Origin of the sequence: Pseudomonas sp. D3-10 (assembly GCF_051132175.1) — a bacterium.
Lineage (GTDB): Bacteria > Pseudomonadota > Gammaproteobacteria > Pseudomonadales > Pseudomonadaceae > Aquipseudomonas.
Window position 1 is genome coordinate 1,355,109 of the sequence record NZ_CP071668.1, and the last position, 13,449, is coordinate 1,368,557.

14 protein-coding genes are annotated in these 13,449 nt (G+C 60.9%); 5 read left to right on the forward strand and 9 right to left on the reverse strand.

Features of this window, described 5'->3' with window-relative positions; translation table 11 throughout:
• Positions 1-50: 50 nt before the first annotated feature.
• The 7 genes from nth to metG all read right to left on the reverse strand — a co-directional run bounded on the left by nth (position 51) and on the right by metG (position 6,546).
• Positions 51-689 carry an endonuclease III gene (gene nth / locus J3P90_RS05915; RefSeq protein WP_420765218.1) on the reverse strand — a complete coding sequence of 213 codons (639 nt, stop codon included), beginning with the start codon at positions 687-689 and terminating at the stop codon, positions 51-53.
• The gene (locus J3P90_RS05920; RefSeq protein ID WP_434675969.1) at positions 686-1,216 is read right to left on the reverse strand and encodes an Rnf-Nqr domain containing protein; all 531 of its coding nucleotides are present in this window, start codon (positions 1,214-1,216) and stop codon (positions 686-688) included. Before J3P90_RS05920 ends, nth begins: the two co-directional genes overlap by 4 nt.
• Positions 1,209-1,820, reverse strand: a complete 612-nt coding sequence (locus tag J3P90_RS05925; protein ID WP_434675970.1) for an RnfABCDGE type electron transport complex subunit G — start codon at positions 1,818-1,820, stop codon at positions 1,209-1,211. Before J3P90_RS05925 ends, J3P90_RS05920 begins: the two co-directional genes overlap by 8 nt.
• Complete coding sequence (locus J3P90_RS05930; RefSeq protein ID WP_434675971.1) at positions 1,817-2,803, reverse strand: RnfABCDGE type electron transport complex subunit D; 987 nt, start codon at positions 2,801-2,803, stop codon at positions 1,817-1,819. Before J3P90_RS05930 ends, J3P90_RS05925 begins: the two co-directional genes overlap by 4 nt.
• Positions 2,790-3,806 (reverse strand): electron transport complex subunit RsxB, encoded by a 1,017-nt coding sequence (rsxB, locus tag J3P90_RS05935; RefSeq protein ID WP_434675972.1) that lies wholly within the window; start codon positions 3,804-3,806, stop codon positions 2,790-2,792. The genes J3P90_RS05930 and rsxB overlap by 14 nt, the downstream gene beginning before the upstream one ends.
• Positions 3,803-4,375 carry an Rnf-Nqr domain containing protein gene (locus J3P90_RS05940; protein WP_434675973.1) on the reverse strand — a complete coding sequence of 191 codons (573 nt, stop codon included), beginning with the start codon at positions 4,373-4,375 and terminating at the stop codon, positions 3,803-3,805. Before J3P90_RS05940 ends, rsxB begins: the two co-directional genes overlap by 4 nt.
• A gap of 125 nt (positions 4,376-4,500) precedes the next feature.
• Entirely contained in the window at positions 4,501-6,546 is a 2,046-nt protein-coding gene (gene metG / locus J3P90_RS05945; RefSeq protein WP_420765212.1) for a methionine--tRNA ligase, read from the reverse strand.
• 235 nt (positions 6,547-6,781) lie between these two features.
• Between metG and apbC the strand changes: the two genes are divergently transcribed.
• Positions 6,782-7,876 (forward strand): iron-sulfur cluster carrier protein ApbC, encoded by a 1,095-nt coding sequence (gene apbC / locus J3P90_RS05950; protein WP_420765211.1) that lies wholly within the window; start codon positions 6,782-6,784, stop codon positions 7,874-7,876.
• A 129-nt stretch (positions 7,877-8,005) separates the two neighbouring features.
• Here the strand turns inward: apbC and J3P90_RS05955 are convergent, their stop codons facing one another.
• Positions 8,006-8,764, reverse strand: coding sequence for an SDR family oxidoreductase (locus J3P90_RS05955; RefSeq protein ID WP_434675974.1), 759 nt, complete (start codon positions 8,762-8,764; stop codon positions 8,006-8,008).
• Positions 8,765-8,920: 156 nt separating this feature from the next.
• Between J3P90_RS05955 and J3P90_RS05960 the strand changes: the two genes are divergently transcribed.
• The 4 genes from J3P90_RS05960 (at position 8,921) to groL (ending at position 12,455) form a co-directional block, all read left to right on the forward strand.
• Positions 8,921-9,652 carry a HugZ family protein gene (locus J3P90_RS05960; RefSeq protein ID WP_434675975.1) on the forward strand — a complete coding sequence of 244 codons (732 nt, stop codon included), beginning with the start codon at positions 8,921-8,923 and terminating at the stop codon, positions 9,650-9,652.
• Positions 9,653-9,718: 66 nt separating this feature from the next.
• Complete coding sequence (locus J3P90_RS05965; RefSeq protein ID WP_420765208.1) at positions 9,719-10,195, forward strand: FxsA family protein; 477 nt, start codon at positions 9,719-9,721, stop codon at positions 10,193-10,195.
• 272 nt (positions 10,196-10,467) lie between these two features.
• Positions 10,468-10,761 (forward strand): co-chaperone GroES, encoded by a 294-nt coding sequence (locus J3P90_RS05970; protein WP_039591772.1) that lies wholly within the window; start codon positions 10,468-10,470, stop codon positions 10,759-10,761.
• Between the two features lie 50 nt (positions 10,762-10,811).
• Positions 10,812-12,455 (forward strand): chaperonin GroEL, encoded by a 1,644-nt coding sequence (gene groL / locus J3P90_RS05975; protein ID WP_030142514.1) that lies wholly within the window; start codon positions 10,812-10,814, stop codon positions 12,453-12,455.
• A 206-nt stretch (positions 12,456-12,661) separates the two neighbouring features.
• On the opposite strand, the gene J3P90_RS05980 is transcribed toward groL, so the two are convergent.
• On the reverse strand, positions 12,662-13,405 hold the full coding sequence (locus tag J3P90_RS05980; RefSeq protein ID WP_434607391.1) for a phosphatase PAP2 family protein: 744 nt from the start codon (positions 13,403-13,405) through the stop codon (positions 12,662-12,664).
• Positions 13,406-13,449: the final 44 nt, after the last annotated feature.

A 13,449-nucleotide genomic window follows, 5' to 3' on the forward strand; every position in this document is an offset into this window, starting at 1 on the left:
CGGGTAAAAAAGATTTTTTCAATCGGCGGATGCGTAAAAGCAATAGCGCATCAATCGTCCGATGTCTTGTGCTTATATTCACATAGGTCTTCGATCCGGCAGCTCCCGCAACGGGGCTTGCGGGCCAGGCAGACGTAACGCCCATGCAGGATCAGCCAGTGGTGTGAATCCAGAAGGTAATCCTTGGGGACGAATTTCATGAGCTTCTTTTCCACTTCCACCACGTTCTTGCCCGGCGCCAGCCCAGTCCGGTTACTGACGCGGAAAATGTGGGTGTCGACGGCCATCGTCAACTGACGGAATGCGGTATTGAGAACCACATTGGCGGTCTTGCGACCGACACCTGGAAGAGCTTCCAGCGCTTCGCGGGACTGGGGAATCTCACCGCCGTGACGCTCGATCAGCAGGCGACAGGTCTCGATCACGTTTTTCGCCTTGCTGTTGAAAAGCCCGATCGTCTTGATGTACTCGGACAGCCCTTCGACGCCCAAGGCAAGGATCGCCTGCGGTGTATTGGCTACGGGAAAAAGCTTGGCCGTGGCTTTGTTGACACCGACGTCGGTGGATTGGGCCGATAGAATCACCGCGATCAGCAACTCGAAAGGGGAAGAGTAGGCCAGTTCGGTCTTTGGCTCGGGGTTGTCTTCATGAAAACGACGAAAGATTTCCAGACGTTTTGCGGCGTTCATGGGCGCGGCGTTTCCTCTTGGGTCGAACGGGGTTTGGTGCCTGTCCAGGCTTGATAGGCGGCGAGCAGCAGACCGAGCAGAATGAATCCGCCGGGAGCGAGCAGGGCCATTGGCACGCCTCTGCCGATCAGCTCGCGCAAAGCGCCCAGGCTGACGATCAAGAGGCCGAACTGCGCCGCCAACCTGAGGTGAGCAATCCAGCGGCGCTCGACGACAGCGGATTGTTCCAGGGTCACGCAGCTCAGTGCGATCCATGCGGTGTACATGCTCAGCGCGCCATGGCGCTCCAACATCCAGGCCTGGACGAGGAGGTCGGCGCAGGCGGTCATGGCGGCGGCCACGACGCAGGATGCGATGAGTCGCTGGCGGTCCGTGAGGCGCGGCCCCAGCAATGCCAGTGTCGAGCCGTGGGCGAGGCTGATCAAGACCCAGGCGAGCCACAGGACCAGCGCATTCACCAGCGAGTCGCTGGCTCCCACCAGAGGAACGAGCACGAGGCCGCGGGACCAGGGTACGGAGTTATTCATGACTGATCGCTCCCGTCAGCTGCGTCTTATGCCCGTCGAAGTAACGCAACGCATCGTGGACAGCCTGGAGCACCGCCCTGGATGTGACCGTCGCGCCAGCCAACTGGTCGAACTGGCCGTGATCCTTTTTCAACGCCCAACTCTCATCGGCGGGCACCTGGCTCGACTTGCCCTCGAAGGTTTGCAGCCAGGCATTCGGCCAGCCGGCTATCGCCGCGCCGAGGCCGGGAGTTTCCGACTGGCGCAGGGTTTTTACGCCCAACACGCGTCCTGTCGTATCCACGGCGATCAGTAGCTCGATGCTGCCCTCGTAGCCCTGTACCTGGCTGCTTAGCAACACGGCGCTGGGCACTGCGTCGCGAGTTGCCAGGTAAGCGCCCAGCAATGTGCTGCGGGGCAGCGCCACCGGAGCCGCGATGAGCGGTTGCGCCATCGGCTGATTGTCGTAACGGTCGGGCGGCAGTATGTCGAGCAAGGTCCGGTTGGCGATGGCTTGGCGCTGCGCCTCGATGCGCCCCGCGGTACCGGTTTGCACCAGGTACGTGGCGCCGATGGCAAGGCCGCCAAGCGACACAAGGATCGCAACGCCGGCGATTTTTTTCATGTCAGCGGGCGCCTTTGTCGTGCCTCGACGAAGCGCTCCAGGGCCGGCACGCCGAGATTCATCAACAACACCGCAAACGCTATGCCGTCCGGCAACCCACCCCAGGTGCGGATCACGTAGACCAGCACCCCCGCGCCTACGCCGAACAACAGTCGGGCAAACGGGGCTTTGGCGCCCGACACGGGTTCGGTCACGATGAAAAACGCGCCGAGCATGGTTGCGCCGGTCAGCAGATGAAACAGTGGCGAACCGTGGGAATCCGAGCCCGAACCGTTCCAGAACAACAGGCTGACGGTGAACAGACTGGCCAGCATGCCCACTGGGGCGTGCCACGTGAAAATCCGTTGTTGCAGCAGGAACAGGCCGCCGGCAAGGAACCCCAGGTTGATCCACTCCACACCGTGTCCGCCCCAGCGGCCGAACGCCGGGTCGCTGGCAAACAGCTCGTCGATGGTCAGGCTGGTGTTGACCCGCAAACTGTCCAACGCGGTGGCGCCGGCCCAGCCATCGGGGGGCTGGCCCATGTCGGCGACCAGGCGCAAACCGTCCATCGGGCCCAGGCCATGGGTCGTTGGCCATTGGCTCATGTATTGGGGGAACGCCATCAATACCAGGGCATACCCGAGCATTGCTGGATTGAACGGATTGCTGCCGACCCCACCCCAAAGGTGCTTGCCAAACAACAAGGCGCAGGCGACCGCCGTGACGGTCAGCCACCAAGGGCAATACGCTGGCAAGGCCAGGGCCAGCAAGGTGGCACTGACCAATGCGCTGCCGTCGCCCAGGTCTGGCTTGATGGGTCGTCGCCGCAAACGCAATATCAGCGCCTCGACCGCCAGCGCGGTCAGCCCGGACAACAACAGGTTCAGCAACACACCCCAACCAAAGAACCACATCGAGGCCAGTACGCCGGGCAACGTCGCCAGCAGTACACGCCGCATCGCCTGGCGCAGCCGTTCGTCCAGCGGATCAGCGAGCGGCATGGACATCCACCTGCCGCTCGGCGTCCTTGACGGCTTGCTCCAATGCTTGAAGCTGCTCCGCAGAGGCAGCGGCCGCCCGGGCCTTGCTGAGTTCGGCGCGACGCATCGCCAGCTGAATCTTGGCCCGCTTCAGTTCGGCGTCATTTGCCGGTACCGGTGCCGGTGCCGGCGTGGCGGGCGACGCAGCGCTTTCCAGTTGGGCCAATGCCTGTTCTGCCGCTTCGAACTGGCGTTGCAGCACGATCAGCCGTGACTGTTGCTCGTAGGTCGGCGGATGGCCGAACGCTCTCAAGGACTTGTGCAACTGTGCCCGACTCATGGCCAAATCGACCTTGGCTTTCTTCAGGGCGGCATCCGCGGTGGCGGCTTTCTGCGCGCGCACTCGCTCCAATGCTGCCTGCACGGGATCGAGTGGCTGCGCCCGGGCCGGTTGGGCGTTCCGCTGGATTCTGGCCAGGCGCTCGGCTTGGCGCGCCTCATCTTCACGACGCAAGCGCGCGTTGCGTTGCTCGAAACGCTGACGAGCGTGATTGCGCTTGGCGGCTCGCGCTTGCCGCTCCTCGTCGCTGGAGGCGAGTCCTCCCACGATCGGCGTTACCGTCGCCACCGGCAATGGCCGCATCTCGATGCAATCCACCGGGCAAGGCGCCACGCAAAGATCACAGCCGGTGCATTCGTCGATGAGAACGGTGTGCATCAGCTTTGCCGCGCCGACAATCGCATCCACCGGGCAGGCCTGGATGCACTTGGTGCAGCCGATGCATTCGGCTTCCCGGATAAACGCGATTTGCGCCGGTGCCGCGCCGCGACTGGCGTCCAGCTCCAAGGCCGGCACCCGCATCAGTTCGGCCAAGGCTGCGATGGTTTCCCGTCCGCCAGGCGGACATTTGTTGATCGGCTCACCCTGGGCGATCCCTTCGGCATAGGGCTTGCACCCGGGGTGACCGCACTTGCCGCATTGAGTTTGCGGAAGCAGGGCATCGATGTGTTGAATCAGGTTCATGTCTTGACCAGCCCGCGCAATCCGAGAAACGCCACTGCCATCAGGCCGGCGCTGATCAGTTGGATCGGCAGCCCCCGCAAGGGCATGGGAATATCGTTGTCGTGGATTCGCTGTCGCAAGTCTTCGAACAGGCTCAACACCAGCCAGAAACCCAGTCCACCACCCAGGCTCAAGGACATGGCGTGGCCCAGGCCGGTGGCCTCCCGGCTATTGAGCAGCGTGACGCCCAATATACCGACATTGCCGAGTAGCAGCGGCCACAAGCCAGCAAGCGGCAGCATGGGCAGCCAGTGCCTCAGCAGCCCCAGCACCGGCCTGATCAGCAAGACACTCAGGGGCAGCCATAGCAAGAGCCGCATTGACGCCAGGCCGGCCGGGACCAGCAACCATTGGTCGATCAGATAGCCCACGCTCCCGACACAGAGCATCAGGCACGCCGTCGCCAGGCCCAGGGCATGCACCTGGCTTCGACCCTTGGCTGCCAGCAACGGATCGACGCCCAGCGGCCAATGCAACACCAGGTTGTTGATCAGGGCCGCGCTCAACAGGGATAAGAGGATTTCGGTCATGGCTATGGGGCGATAGGGCCTGTGACAGGATGGGCATTATCCGGCACACCGTGACGGCGAGCCAGATATGAAAATCCCACAGTCACTCGTTAGCGACTGTGGGATCGGTGCCGCGTGCAGTTGCGTTACTTGATCCGCTGGCCCGGCTTGGCGCCGCTATCGGGGCTTAGCAGGTAGATCTCTTCGCCGCCGGGGCCCGCCGCCATCACCATGCCCTCGGAAATACCGAAACGCATTTTGCGTGGCTTGAGGTTGGCGATCATCATCGTCAGCCGGCCTTCAAGCTTGGCTGGGTCAGGGTAGGCGCTCTTGATGCCGGAGAACACGTTGCGCTGCTCGTCACCGATGTCCAAGGTCAGGCGCAACAGCTTGTCGGCCCCTTCGACCGCTTCAGCCTTGACGATCAGCGCCACGCGCAGGTCGATCGCCGCGAAGGCGTCGAAGTCGATTTCAGGCGACAGCGGGTCCTTGGCCAGTTCGCCGTTGCCGCTCGGGCCGCCGGTGTCGGTCTGGCTGGCGGCCAGGTCTTCCTTGGAGGCGTCGATCATCGCTTGCACCTTGGTCGCGTCGATGCGGGTCATCAGCGGCTTGAACTCGTTCAACTGATGATCGCTCAGCAGGGTCTGGTGATCGTTCCAGGACAGGGGCGCGACGTTGAGGAACGCTTCGGCATCGGCGGCCAGCAGCGGCAGCACCGGCTTGAGGAAAATCACCAGTTGGCGGAACAGGTTAATGCCCAGGGCGCAGATCGCCTGGACTTCATCCTGCTTGCCGTCCTGCTTGGCCAACGACCAGGGTGCCTTGTCGGCGATCCACGCGTTGGCGCGGTCGGCCAGGGCCATGATCTCGCGCATGGCGCGTGCAAAGTCGCGGCTCTCATAGGCATCGGCGATGCTTGGCGCGGCGGCGAGGAAGGCGTCGGTCAGTTCCGGCGCGGCGTTACCGGCAACCAGCACGCCAGCGTTGCCTTTGTGGATGAAACCGGCGCAACGGCTGGCAATGTTGACGACCTTGCCCACCAGGTCGGAGTTGACCTTCTGCACGAAGTCTTCGAGATTCAGGTCCAGGTCGTCGACGCCACGGCCGAGCTTGGCGGCGTAGTAGTAACGCAGGTATTCCGGCGACAGGTGGTCCAGGTAGGTCCGCGCCTTGATGAACGTGCCGCGGGACTTGGACATCTTCTGGCCGTTGACGGTCAGGTAGCCGTGGACGTTGATGCCGGTCGGTTTGCGGAAACCGGCGCCTTCGAGCATGGCGGGCCAGAACAGCGCGTGGAAGTTGACGATGTCCTTGCCGATGAAGTGATACACCTCGGCGGTGGAATCCTTGGCCCAGAAGGCGTCGAAGTCCAGCCCTGGGGTGCGGTCGCAGAGGTTCTTGAAACTGGCCATGTAGCCAATGGGCGCGTCCAGCCACACATAGAAATACTTGCCTGGCTCGCCAGGGATCTCGAAGCCGAAGTACGGCGCATCGCGGGAAATGTCCCACTCCTGCAGGCCCGAGTCGAGCCACTCGGCGAGCTTGTTGGCAACCGCGTCCTGCAGCGTGCCGCTGCGGGTCCAGGTCTGCAGCATCTGCTGGAAATCCGGCAGCTTGAAGAAGAAATGCTGGGAGTCCCTGAGCACCGGGGTTGCACCGGAAATCGCCGATTTCGGGTCTTTCAGGTCGGTCGGGGCGTAGGTGGCGCCGCATTTTTCGCAGTTGTCGCCGTACTGGTCCTCGGTGCCGCATTTCGGGCAGGTGCCCTTGATGAAGCGGTCGGCCAGGAACATTTTCTTTTCCGGGTCGAAATATTGGGTCACCGACCGGGTGGAAATATGCCCGGCGTCACGCAGCTTCAGGTAGATCTGGCTCGACAGCTCACGGTTTTCTTCGGCGTGGGTGGAGTGGAAGTTGTCGAAGTCCACCAGGAACTCGGCAAAGTCGGCGCTGTGTTCAGCCTGGACGTTGGCGATCAGTTGTTCCGGGGTGATGCCTTCTTTTTCCGCGCGCAACATGATGGCCGAGCCGTGGGCGTCGTCGGCGCAGACATAAATGCATTGGTTGCCGCGATGTTTCTGGAAGCGCGTCCACATATCGGTCTGGATGTATTCCAGCATGTGGCCAAGGTGGATCGAACCATTGGCGTAGGGCAGGGCGCTGGTGACGAGGATCTTGCGTGGCTCGGACATGGGGCTCGGCTACTTGATGAAACGGAGGTCGGCCACTATAAAGCGCCGGGAAATATATTTCACCCCACGGGCCTGTTTCCAGATGCATTGCTGGAGAGCACAGGCCCAACCTTTGGCGAGGGGATAAATCCCCTCGCCAAAGAAGGTCAGCGTTCGAATGGTAATCGGGTCGCCACAAAAGCATGTGCGGCGTAGGATAGCGGCCTGTTTTCAAGTCTTGCTATCGGAGTTGCCCATGAGCGCCGTCAATCGCGCAGCGGTGGAAGCCGTCCTTCGCCAGTACACCGACCCTTACCTGAACCAGGACCCGGTCAGCGCCGGATGCGTGCGGGCCCTCGATATCCAGGGCGATCGCGTCACTGTCCATCTGGAAATCGGCTACGCCGCCGATCTGTTCAAGAAGGGTTGGGCGCAAATGCTGCAAATGGCCATCGAGGGCCTGGACGGTGTCACGGCCGCCAAGGTCGAAGTGACCAGCGTCATTGCCGCTCACAAGGCCCAGGCCCAGGTGCCTGGGCTTGCGAACGTCAAGAATGTCATCGCGGTCGCCTCGGGCAAGGGCGGCGTGGGCAAGTCCACCACTGCCGCCAACCTGGCGCTGGCGCTTGCCCGTGAAGGTGCGAAGGTCGGGATTCTCGATGCGGATATCTATGGTCCGAGCCAGGGCATCATGTTTGGCATCGCCGAGGGTACTCGCCCACAGATAAAGGATCAGAAATGGTTCGTGCCGATCCAGTCACACGGCGTAGAAGTCATGTCCATGGCGTTCCTGACCGATGACAACACCCCCATGGTCTGGCGCGGGCCGATGGTGTCCGGCGCCTTGTTGCAGTTGGTCACGCAAACCGCCTGGGGCGACCTGGATTACCTGGTCATCGACATGCCGCCAGGCACCGGCGATATTCAGCTGACCCTGGCACAGAAAGTCCCGGTGGCCGGCGCGGTGATCGTCACCACGCCCCAGGACTTGGCCTTGCTGGATGCGCGCAAAGGCGTGGAGATGTTCCGCAAGGTGAACATCCCAGTGCTGGGCGTGGTGGAGAACATGGCCGTGCACATTTGCTCGAACTGCGGGCACGCCGAGCATCTGTTCGGTGAAGGCGGTGGGGAAAAACTGGCAACCCAGTACGGCGTCGAACTGCTGGCCTCGCTGCCGTTGTCGATGGTGATCCGCGAGCAGGCAGACGGTGGCAAGCCAACCGTCATCGCCGAGCCGGACAGCCAGATCGCCATGGTCTACCAAGAGCTGGCTCGCCACGTCGGCGCGCGGATCGTATTGCAGGAAGCCGCGTCGCCTGTGATGCCGAACATCACCGTCAGCGACGATTGATAGAGTGAAACCCTATCCACTGTGGGAGCGAGCCTGCTCGCGATAGCGGTCTGACATTTCAACATTGATGCAAGCTGACCCGGCGCCATCGCGAGCAAGCTCGCTCCCACATTTTGCTAGGCGGTGGGTTTAGATCCGCATTCCACCATCCATCTCCAGGATCCGACCGGTGTAGTAGTCGTTTTCGAAGATGTAGGCCGCCGAATGCGCGATCTCCTCAGGCTTGCCCATGCGCTTGAGCGGGATCACCGAAGTCATTCGTTCCAAGGCCTCTGGTTTCATGCCCAGGGTCATTTCGGTTTCGATGAACCCCGGCGCGATGCCCGCCACACGGATGCCGTAGCGCGCCAGTTCCTTGGCCCAGGTCACGGTGGCAGCGGCCACGCCGGCCTTGGCGGCCGAGTAGTTGGTCTGGCCGATGTTGCCGGCGCGGGAGATCGACGAGATATTGATGATCGCGCCGCTGTTCTTCAGCTCGACCATCTTGGCCGCCACTTCACGGGTGCACAGGAACACACCTGTAAGGTTCACGTCGATCACGGCCTGCCACTGGGCCAGGCTCATCTTGGTCATTTCGCCGTCCTTGACCTTGAGCAACAGGCCATCGCGCAGGATGCCAGCGTTATTGATCAGCCCATGGATCGCGCCGAAGTCCTGCGCAACGCGGGCCACCATGTCGATCACCTGGTCTTCATTGGCGACGTTGCACAAGTAGGCGCGAGCCTCGACGCCCTTGGAGGCGCAGGCGGCGACCGCTTGGTCGAGTTTCTCCTGATTGAGGTCGACCAGCGCCAGCTTCGCGCCCTTGCCGGCGAAATACTCGGCCATGGAACGCCCCAGGCCCTGGCAACCGCCAGTGATAATGATTATTTTGTCAGTGAGTTGCATTCTCATGTCCAGATGGCGCAGCGGTGGAGGGACTGTTTAGGTAGCGCTCGATTTGCGGGTTTGGCCCGGCTGCAAGCGAGACAGTCCAGAGGTGTCGGAACATTACTCCACTCGCCTGATCGTTTTCTAGACGGATTTCATTAAAGGAGTCATAAATTGAGCGTCGAAGCAGCCAAGCATGCCCGGGAACTGTTGCTCAAGGAGTACCGTGGAGTGCTCTCCACCCATTCCAAATCCATGCCCGGCTTTCCGTTCGGCTCCGTGGTCCCCTATTGCCTGGACGACCAGGGCCGGCCGCTGGTCTTGATCAGCCGTATCGCCCAGCACACTCACAACCTGCAAAAAGACCCCAAGTGTTCCATGCTGGTGGGCGAGCGGGGCGCTGAGGATGTACAGGCCGTGGGGCGCCTGACCTACCTGGCCGAGGCCCGTAAACTCGCAGATAGCGTTGCCATCGATGCCGCCGCCGAGCGTTATTACCGCTACTTTCCCGAGTCGCAGAACTATCACAAGGCCCACGACTTCGACTTCTGGGTGCTCGACCCGGTGCGCCATCGCTACATCGGGGGTTTCGGCGCCATTCACTGGATCGATCAGGTAATCCTCTCCAACCCGTTCGCCGGCAAGGCTGAAACCAGCATGATCGACCATATGAACGCTGATCACGCCAAGGCCATCGCCCATTACGTGGAGTTGAGCGGCCTGCCGAAAAACGAACCGGCGCGTTTGGTCGGCATCGACAGCGAAGGTATGCACTTGCGCATCGGACAAGGGCTGTATTGGCTGGCGTTTCCGAACCCTTGCAACACGCCGACACAAGTGCGCGAAGCCTTGGTTTATCTGGCTCACGCCGAGCAATGGCCAAAAAATGCCGAGGTCGATGCTTGAATTCACGAAAGGGCGACGTCATTTAGGTTTTCATAGCAAGGTCTTCTTGCGTTGAGGAACCCTTTGATGCGCCCATTTTTATTGCTCTTTCTGCTGTTCCCGGTGTTGGAGCTGTTCGTATTCGTCAAGGTCAGCGGTGCGATCGGGTTCTTCCCGGCGCTGTTGCTGGTCATTCTCGGCTCGATGCTCGGCGTCTTCGTGTTGCGCATCGCCGGCCTCGCCACGGCGTTGCGTGCCCGTGAAAGCCTGAACCGTGGCGAGCTGCCTGCGCAGACCATGCTGGAAGGACTGATGCTGGCCTTGGGTGGCGGCCTGTTGATCCTGCCTGGTTTTATCAGCGACGTGCTGGGCCTGGTCATGTTGTTGCCGTTCACCCGCCGCTTGCTCGCCAACAAGATGCGCCAGCGTGCCGAAGAGCAGGCGATGCGCCAGCGAGCGTTCGCCGATGATCTTCAGTCCCGGGGCGGCCCGGCCCCCAGGGAGCCCGTAGGTCGCGAGCCGAACGTGATCGAAGGCGAATTCGAACATCGCGATCCCAAGTGACCCTTCAATCAACTTTCCCAAGCAACTATCGAGCAGCACGGCACCTTCGGGTGCCGTGTCCGTTTGAGCCTTCGTAAAGCAAAAATTTTCATCGCCGCCCCTTGTAATCGACTTGCACGCCCTTATGTATGGGTCACCGCAAGGTTTCCGGTGGCGACACTGGACAGACTTCCGCGGTTCGCTTGACGAACCGCACCCCGGCTCCGCCGGCTTTTGTTAAACCCGCCGGGACTACACCGGCCGATGAAAACCAAAATTAGGAGAGATCGACAATGAAGCTTCGTCCTCTGCATGACCGCGTCGTCATCCGTCGCAGCGAAGAAGAGAAGAAAACCGCTGGCGGTATCGTCCTGCCAGGTTCGGCTGCTGAAAAAGCCAACCACGGTGAAGTTCTCGCTGTAGGTCCAGGCAAGGCACTGGAGAACGGTGAAGTACGTGCGCCGGCCGTGAAAGTGGGTGACAAGGTTGTGTTTGGCCCTTACTCCGGCAGCAACACTGTGAAAGTCGACGGCGAAGACCTGTTGGTCATGAGCGAGAACGAAATCCTCGCTGTTCTCGAAGGCTGATTTCCCCGCTCATTTTCCCGCTACTACAAAGTATTTAAGGAATATCGATCATGGCTGCTAAAGAAGTTAAATTCGGCGATTCCGCCCGCAAGAAAATGCTCGCCGGTGTCAACGTCCTGGCTGACGCAGTAAAAGCGACCCTGGGCCCGAAAGGCCGTAACGTGATCATCGAGAAGAGCTTCGGCGCTCCGACCATCACCAAGGACGGCGTTTCCGTAGCCAAGGAAATCGAGCTCAAGGACCGCTTCGAAAACATGGGCGCGCAACTGGTCAAAGACGTTGCCTCCCGTGCCAACGATGACGCTGGTGACGGTACCACCACCGCGACCGTACTGGCCCAGTCGATCGTCAACGAAGGCCTGAAAGCCGTCGCTGCCGGCATGAACCCGATGGACCTCAAGCGCGGCATCGACAAGGCGACCATCGCCATCGTCAAGGAACTGAAGGGTCTGGCCAAGCCTTGCGCTGACTCCAAGGCGATCGCCCAGGTTGGTACCATTTCCGCCAACTCCGACAACTCCATCGGCGACATCATTGCCGAAGCCATGGAAAAAGTCGGCAAGGAAGGCGTGATCACCGTTGAAGAAGGCTCGGGCCTGGAAAACGAACTGTCGGTTGTTGAAGGCATGCAGTTCGACCGTGGCTACCTGTCCCCGTACTTCGTCAACAAGCCAGATACCATGGTTGCCGAGCTGGACAGCCCGCTGATCCTGCTGGTCGACAAGAAGATCTCCAACATCCGCGAAATGCTGCCAGTGCTGGAAGCCGTTGCCAAAGCCGGCCGCCCACTGCTGATCGTGGCTGAAGACGTCGAAGGCGAAGCCCTGGCGACTCTGGTTGTGAACAACATGCGTGGCATCGTTAAGGTTGCAGCCGTCAAGGCTCCAGGCTTCGGCGACCGTCGCAAGGCCATGCTGCAGGACATCGCCGTTCTGACCGGCGGTACCGTTATCTCCGAAGAGATCGGCCTGAGCCTGGAAAGCACCACCCTGGAGCATCTGGGTAACGCCAAGCGCGTGATCCTGTCCAAGGAAAACACCACCGTGATCGACGGTGCTGGCAACGATGCCGATATCCAGGCTCGTGTGACCCAGATCCGTGCACAAGTGGCCGAGACCTCGTCCGACTACGACCGTGAAAAACTGCAAGAGCGTCTGGCCAAACTGTCCGGCGGCGTTGCGGTGATCAAGGTTGGCGCCGGTTCCGAAGTTGAAATGAAAGAGAAGAAAGCCCGCGTTGAAGACGCCCTGCACGCAACCCGCGCAGCCGTTGAAGAAGGCGTGGTACCTGGCGGCGGCGTGGCACTGGTTCGTGCTCTGCAAGCCATCAGCGAGCTGAAAGGCGACAACGACGACCAGAACGTCGGTATCCAACTGCTGCGTCGCGCTGTCGAAGCACCTCTGCGTCAGATCGTTGCCAACTCCGGCGACGAGCCAAGCGTAGTGGTCGACAAGGTCAAGCAGGGTTCGGGTAACTACGGTTACAACGCTGCTACCGGCGAATACGGCGACATGATCGAAATGGGTATCCTGGACCCAGCCAAAGTGACTCGTTCGGCTCTGCAAGCGGCTTCGTCGATTGCCAGCCTGATGATCACCACCGAGGCGATGATCGCTGAAATCAAGGAAGACGCTCCAGCTGGCGGCGGCATGCCAGACATGGGCGGCATGGGTGGCATGGGCGGCATGATGTAAGCCAGCCTTACACCTGTAGCGAAAAACCCCGCCTGCGAAAGCAAGCGGGGTTTTTTATTGCCTTGGATTTTGGCGCGGGGGCGCATTTTTCCTGGGGGGACCTGTGGGAGCGAGCTTGCTCGCGATGACGGTACATCAGTGCCAGATATGGAAACTGACACACCGCAATCGCGAGCGAGCTCGCTCCCACAGGGTTATTCCCATGCTCAGGCGTTAGCGGGTTGGTTCAGCGCTGCGCGATCAGCCATGGCAGCCGGTCGATACAGCACGAAGTAGTAACACCCCAGGCAGATCAGCCAACAGAACACCGCTGTCCACACGTTATGGGAGAAAAAATGCGCCCCTTGCATCATCCGACCCACGGAGAAAACGGTGCCCAGTGCGAAGGCAAATACCAGTGATTGACGGGCCAGGCGGGGACGGCGGTCGCGTAATACGAAGAACAGCGCAAACAGCGTGAACCCCGTTGCGGCATGTCCGCCGGGCCAGCAACGGCCGGGCTTGTCAGTGGCCGGGCGCGGGCTCAGCAATTCACTGTAGGTTTCCTTGCCGCCAAACTCCTTCAGGCTCCAAGGGCATTGCACCGCCGTCACGGCCTTCAGCGGCGTGACAAACGCCGTTGCCAGCGCTAGCGATAAGACCAGGCAACCGAGTTCACGCTTGAACGGTGTGAGGCGATCGACAAAAAACGAAGCGATGAACCCCGCGACCGCCAGGATGCAGAAGACGATGACCATCTGCTTGGCCCGGTCGTGCAGGATGTCTTCGAGAAAAAAACTATGCCGTCCGATGAATCCGCCCTCGGCCGCACTGTAGAAAAGCCTGGCAAGGTCCATGTCAAGCGTAGTCAGTTCCAGCACCACCAGGATCAGCGCAACAACTACAGGCACCCCCAGCGCGATTCCGAAATTCAATGGCCTTGAAACAGGGCGAAGGCTAGCGCAAACCATGGACAGTACCTTTTGTGGATGTTCTTGAGCAGCAGGTTGCGCCC

What these genes read in the sequence shown, in the direction of transcription:
- nth (WP_420765218.1), bottom strand. Translation starts at nt 689, where the DNA reads ATGAACGCCGCAAAACGTCTGGAAATCTTTCGTCGTTTTCATGAAGAC.
- J3P90_RS05920 (WP_434675969.1), bottom strand. Translation starts at nt 1,216, where the DNA reads ATGAATAACTCCGTACCCTGGTCCCGCGGCCTCGTGCTCGTTCCTCTG.
- J3P90_RS05925 (WP_434675970.1), bottom strand. Translation starts at nt 1,820, where the DNA reads ATGAAAAAAATCGCCGGCGTTGCGATCCTTGTGTCGCTTGGCGGCCTT.
- J3P90_RS05930 (WP_434675971.1), bottom strand. Translation starts at nt 2,803, where the DNA reads ATGCCGCTCGCTGATCCGCTGGACGAACGGCTGCGCCAGGCGATGCGG.
- rsxB (WP_434675972.1), bottom strand. Translation starts at nt 3,806, where the DNA reads ATGAACCTGATTCAACACATCGATGCCCTGCTTCCGCAAACTCAATGC.
- J3P90_RS05940 (WP_434675973.1), bottom strand. Translation starts at nt 4,375, where the DNA reads ATGACCGAAATCCTCTTATCCCTGTTGAGCGCGGCCCTGATCAACAAC.
- metG (WP_420765212.1), bottom strand. Translation starts at nt 6,546, where the DNA reads ATGTCCGAGCCACGCAAGATCCTCGTCACCAGCGCCCTGCCCTACGCC.
- apbC (WP_420765211.1), top strand. Translation starts at nt 6,782, where the DNA reads ATGAGCGCCGTCAATCGCGCAGCGGTGGAAGCCGTCCTTCGCCAGTAC.
- J3P90_RS05955 (WP_434675974.1), bottom strand. Translation starts at nt 8,764, where the DNA reads ATGCAACTCACTGACAAAATAATCATTATCACTGGCGGTTGCCAGGGC.
- J3P90_RS05965 (WP_420765208.1), top strand. Translation starts at nt 9,719, where the DNA reads ATGCGCCCATTTTTATTGCTCTTTCTGCTGTTCCCGGTGTTGGAGCTG.
- J3P90_RS05970 (WP_039591772.1), top strand. Translation starts at nt 10,468, where the DNA reads ATGAAGCTTCGTCCTCTGCATGACCGCGTCGTCATCCGTCGCAGCGAA.
- groL (WP_030142514.1), top strand. Translation starts at nt 10,812, where the DNA reads ATGGCTGCTAAAGAAGTTAAATTCGGCGATTCCGCCCGCAAGAAAATG.
- J3P90_RS05980 (WP_434607391.1), bottom strand. Translation starts at nt 13,405, where the DNA reads ATGGTTTGCGCTAGCCTTCGCCCTGTTTCAAGGCCATTGAATTTCGGA.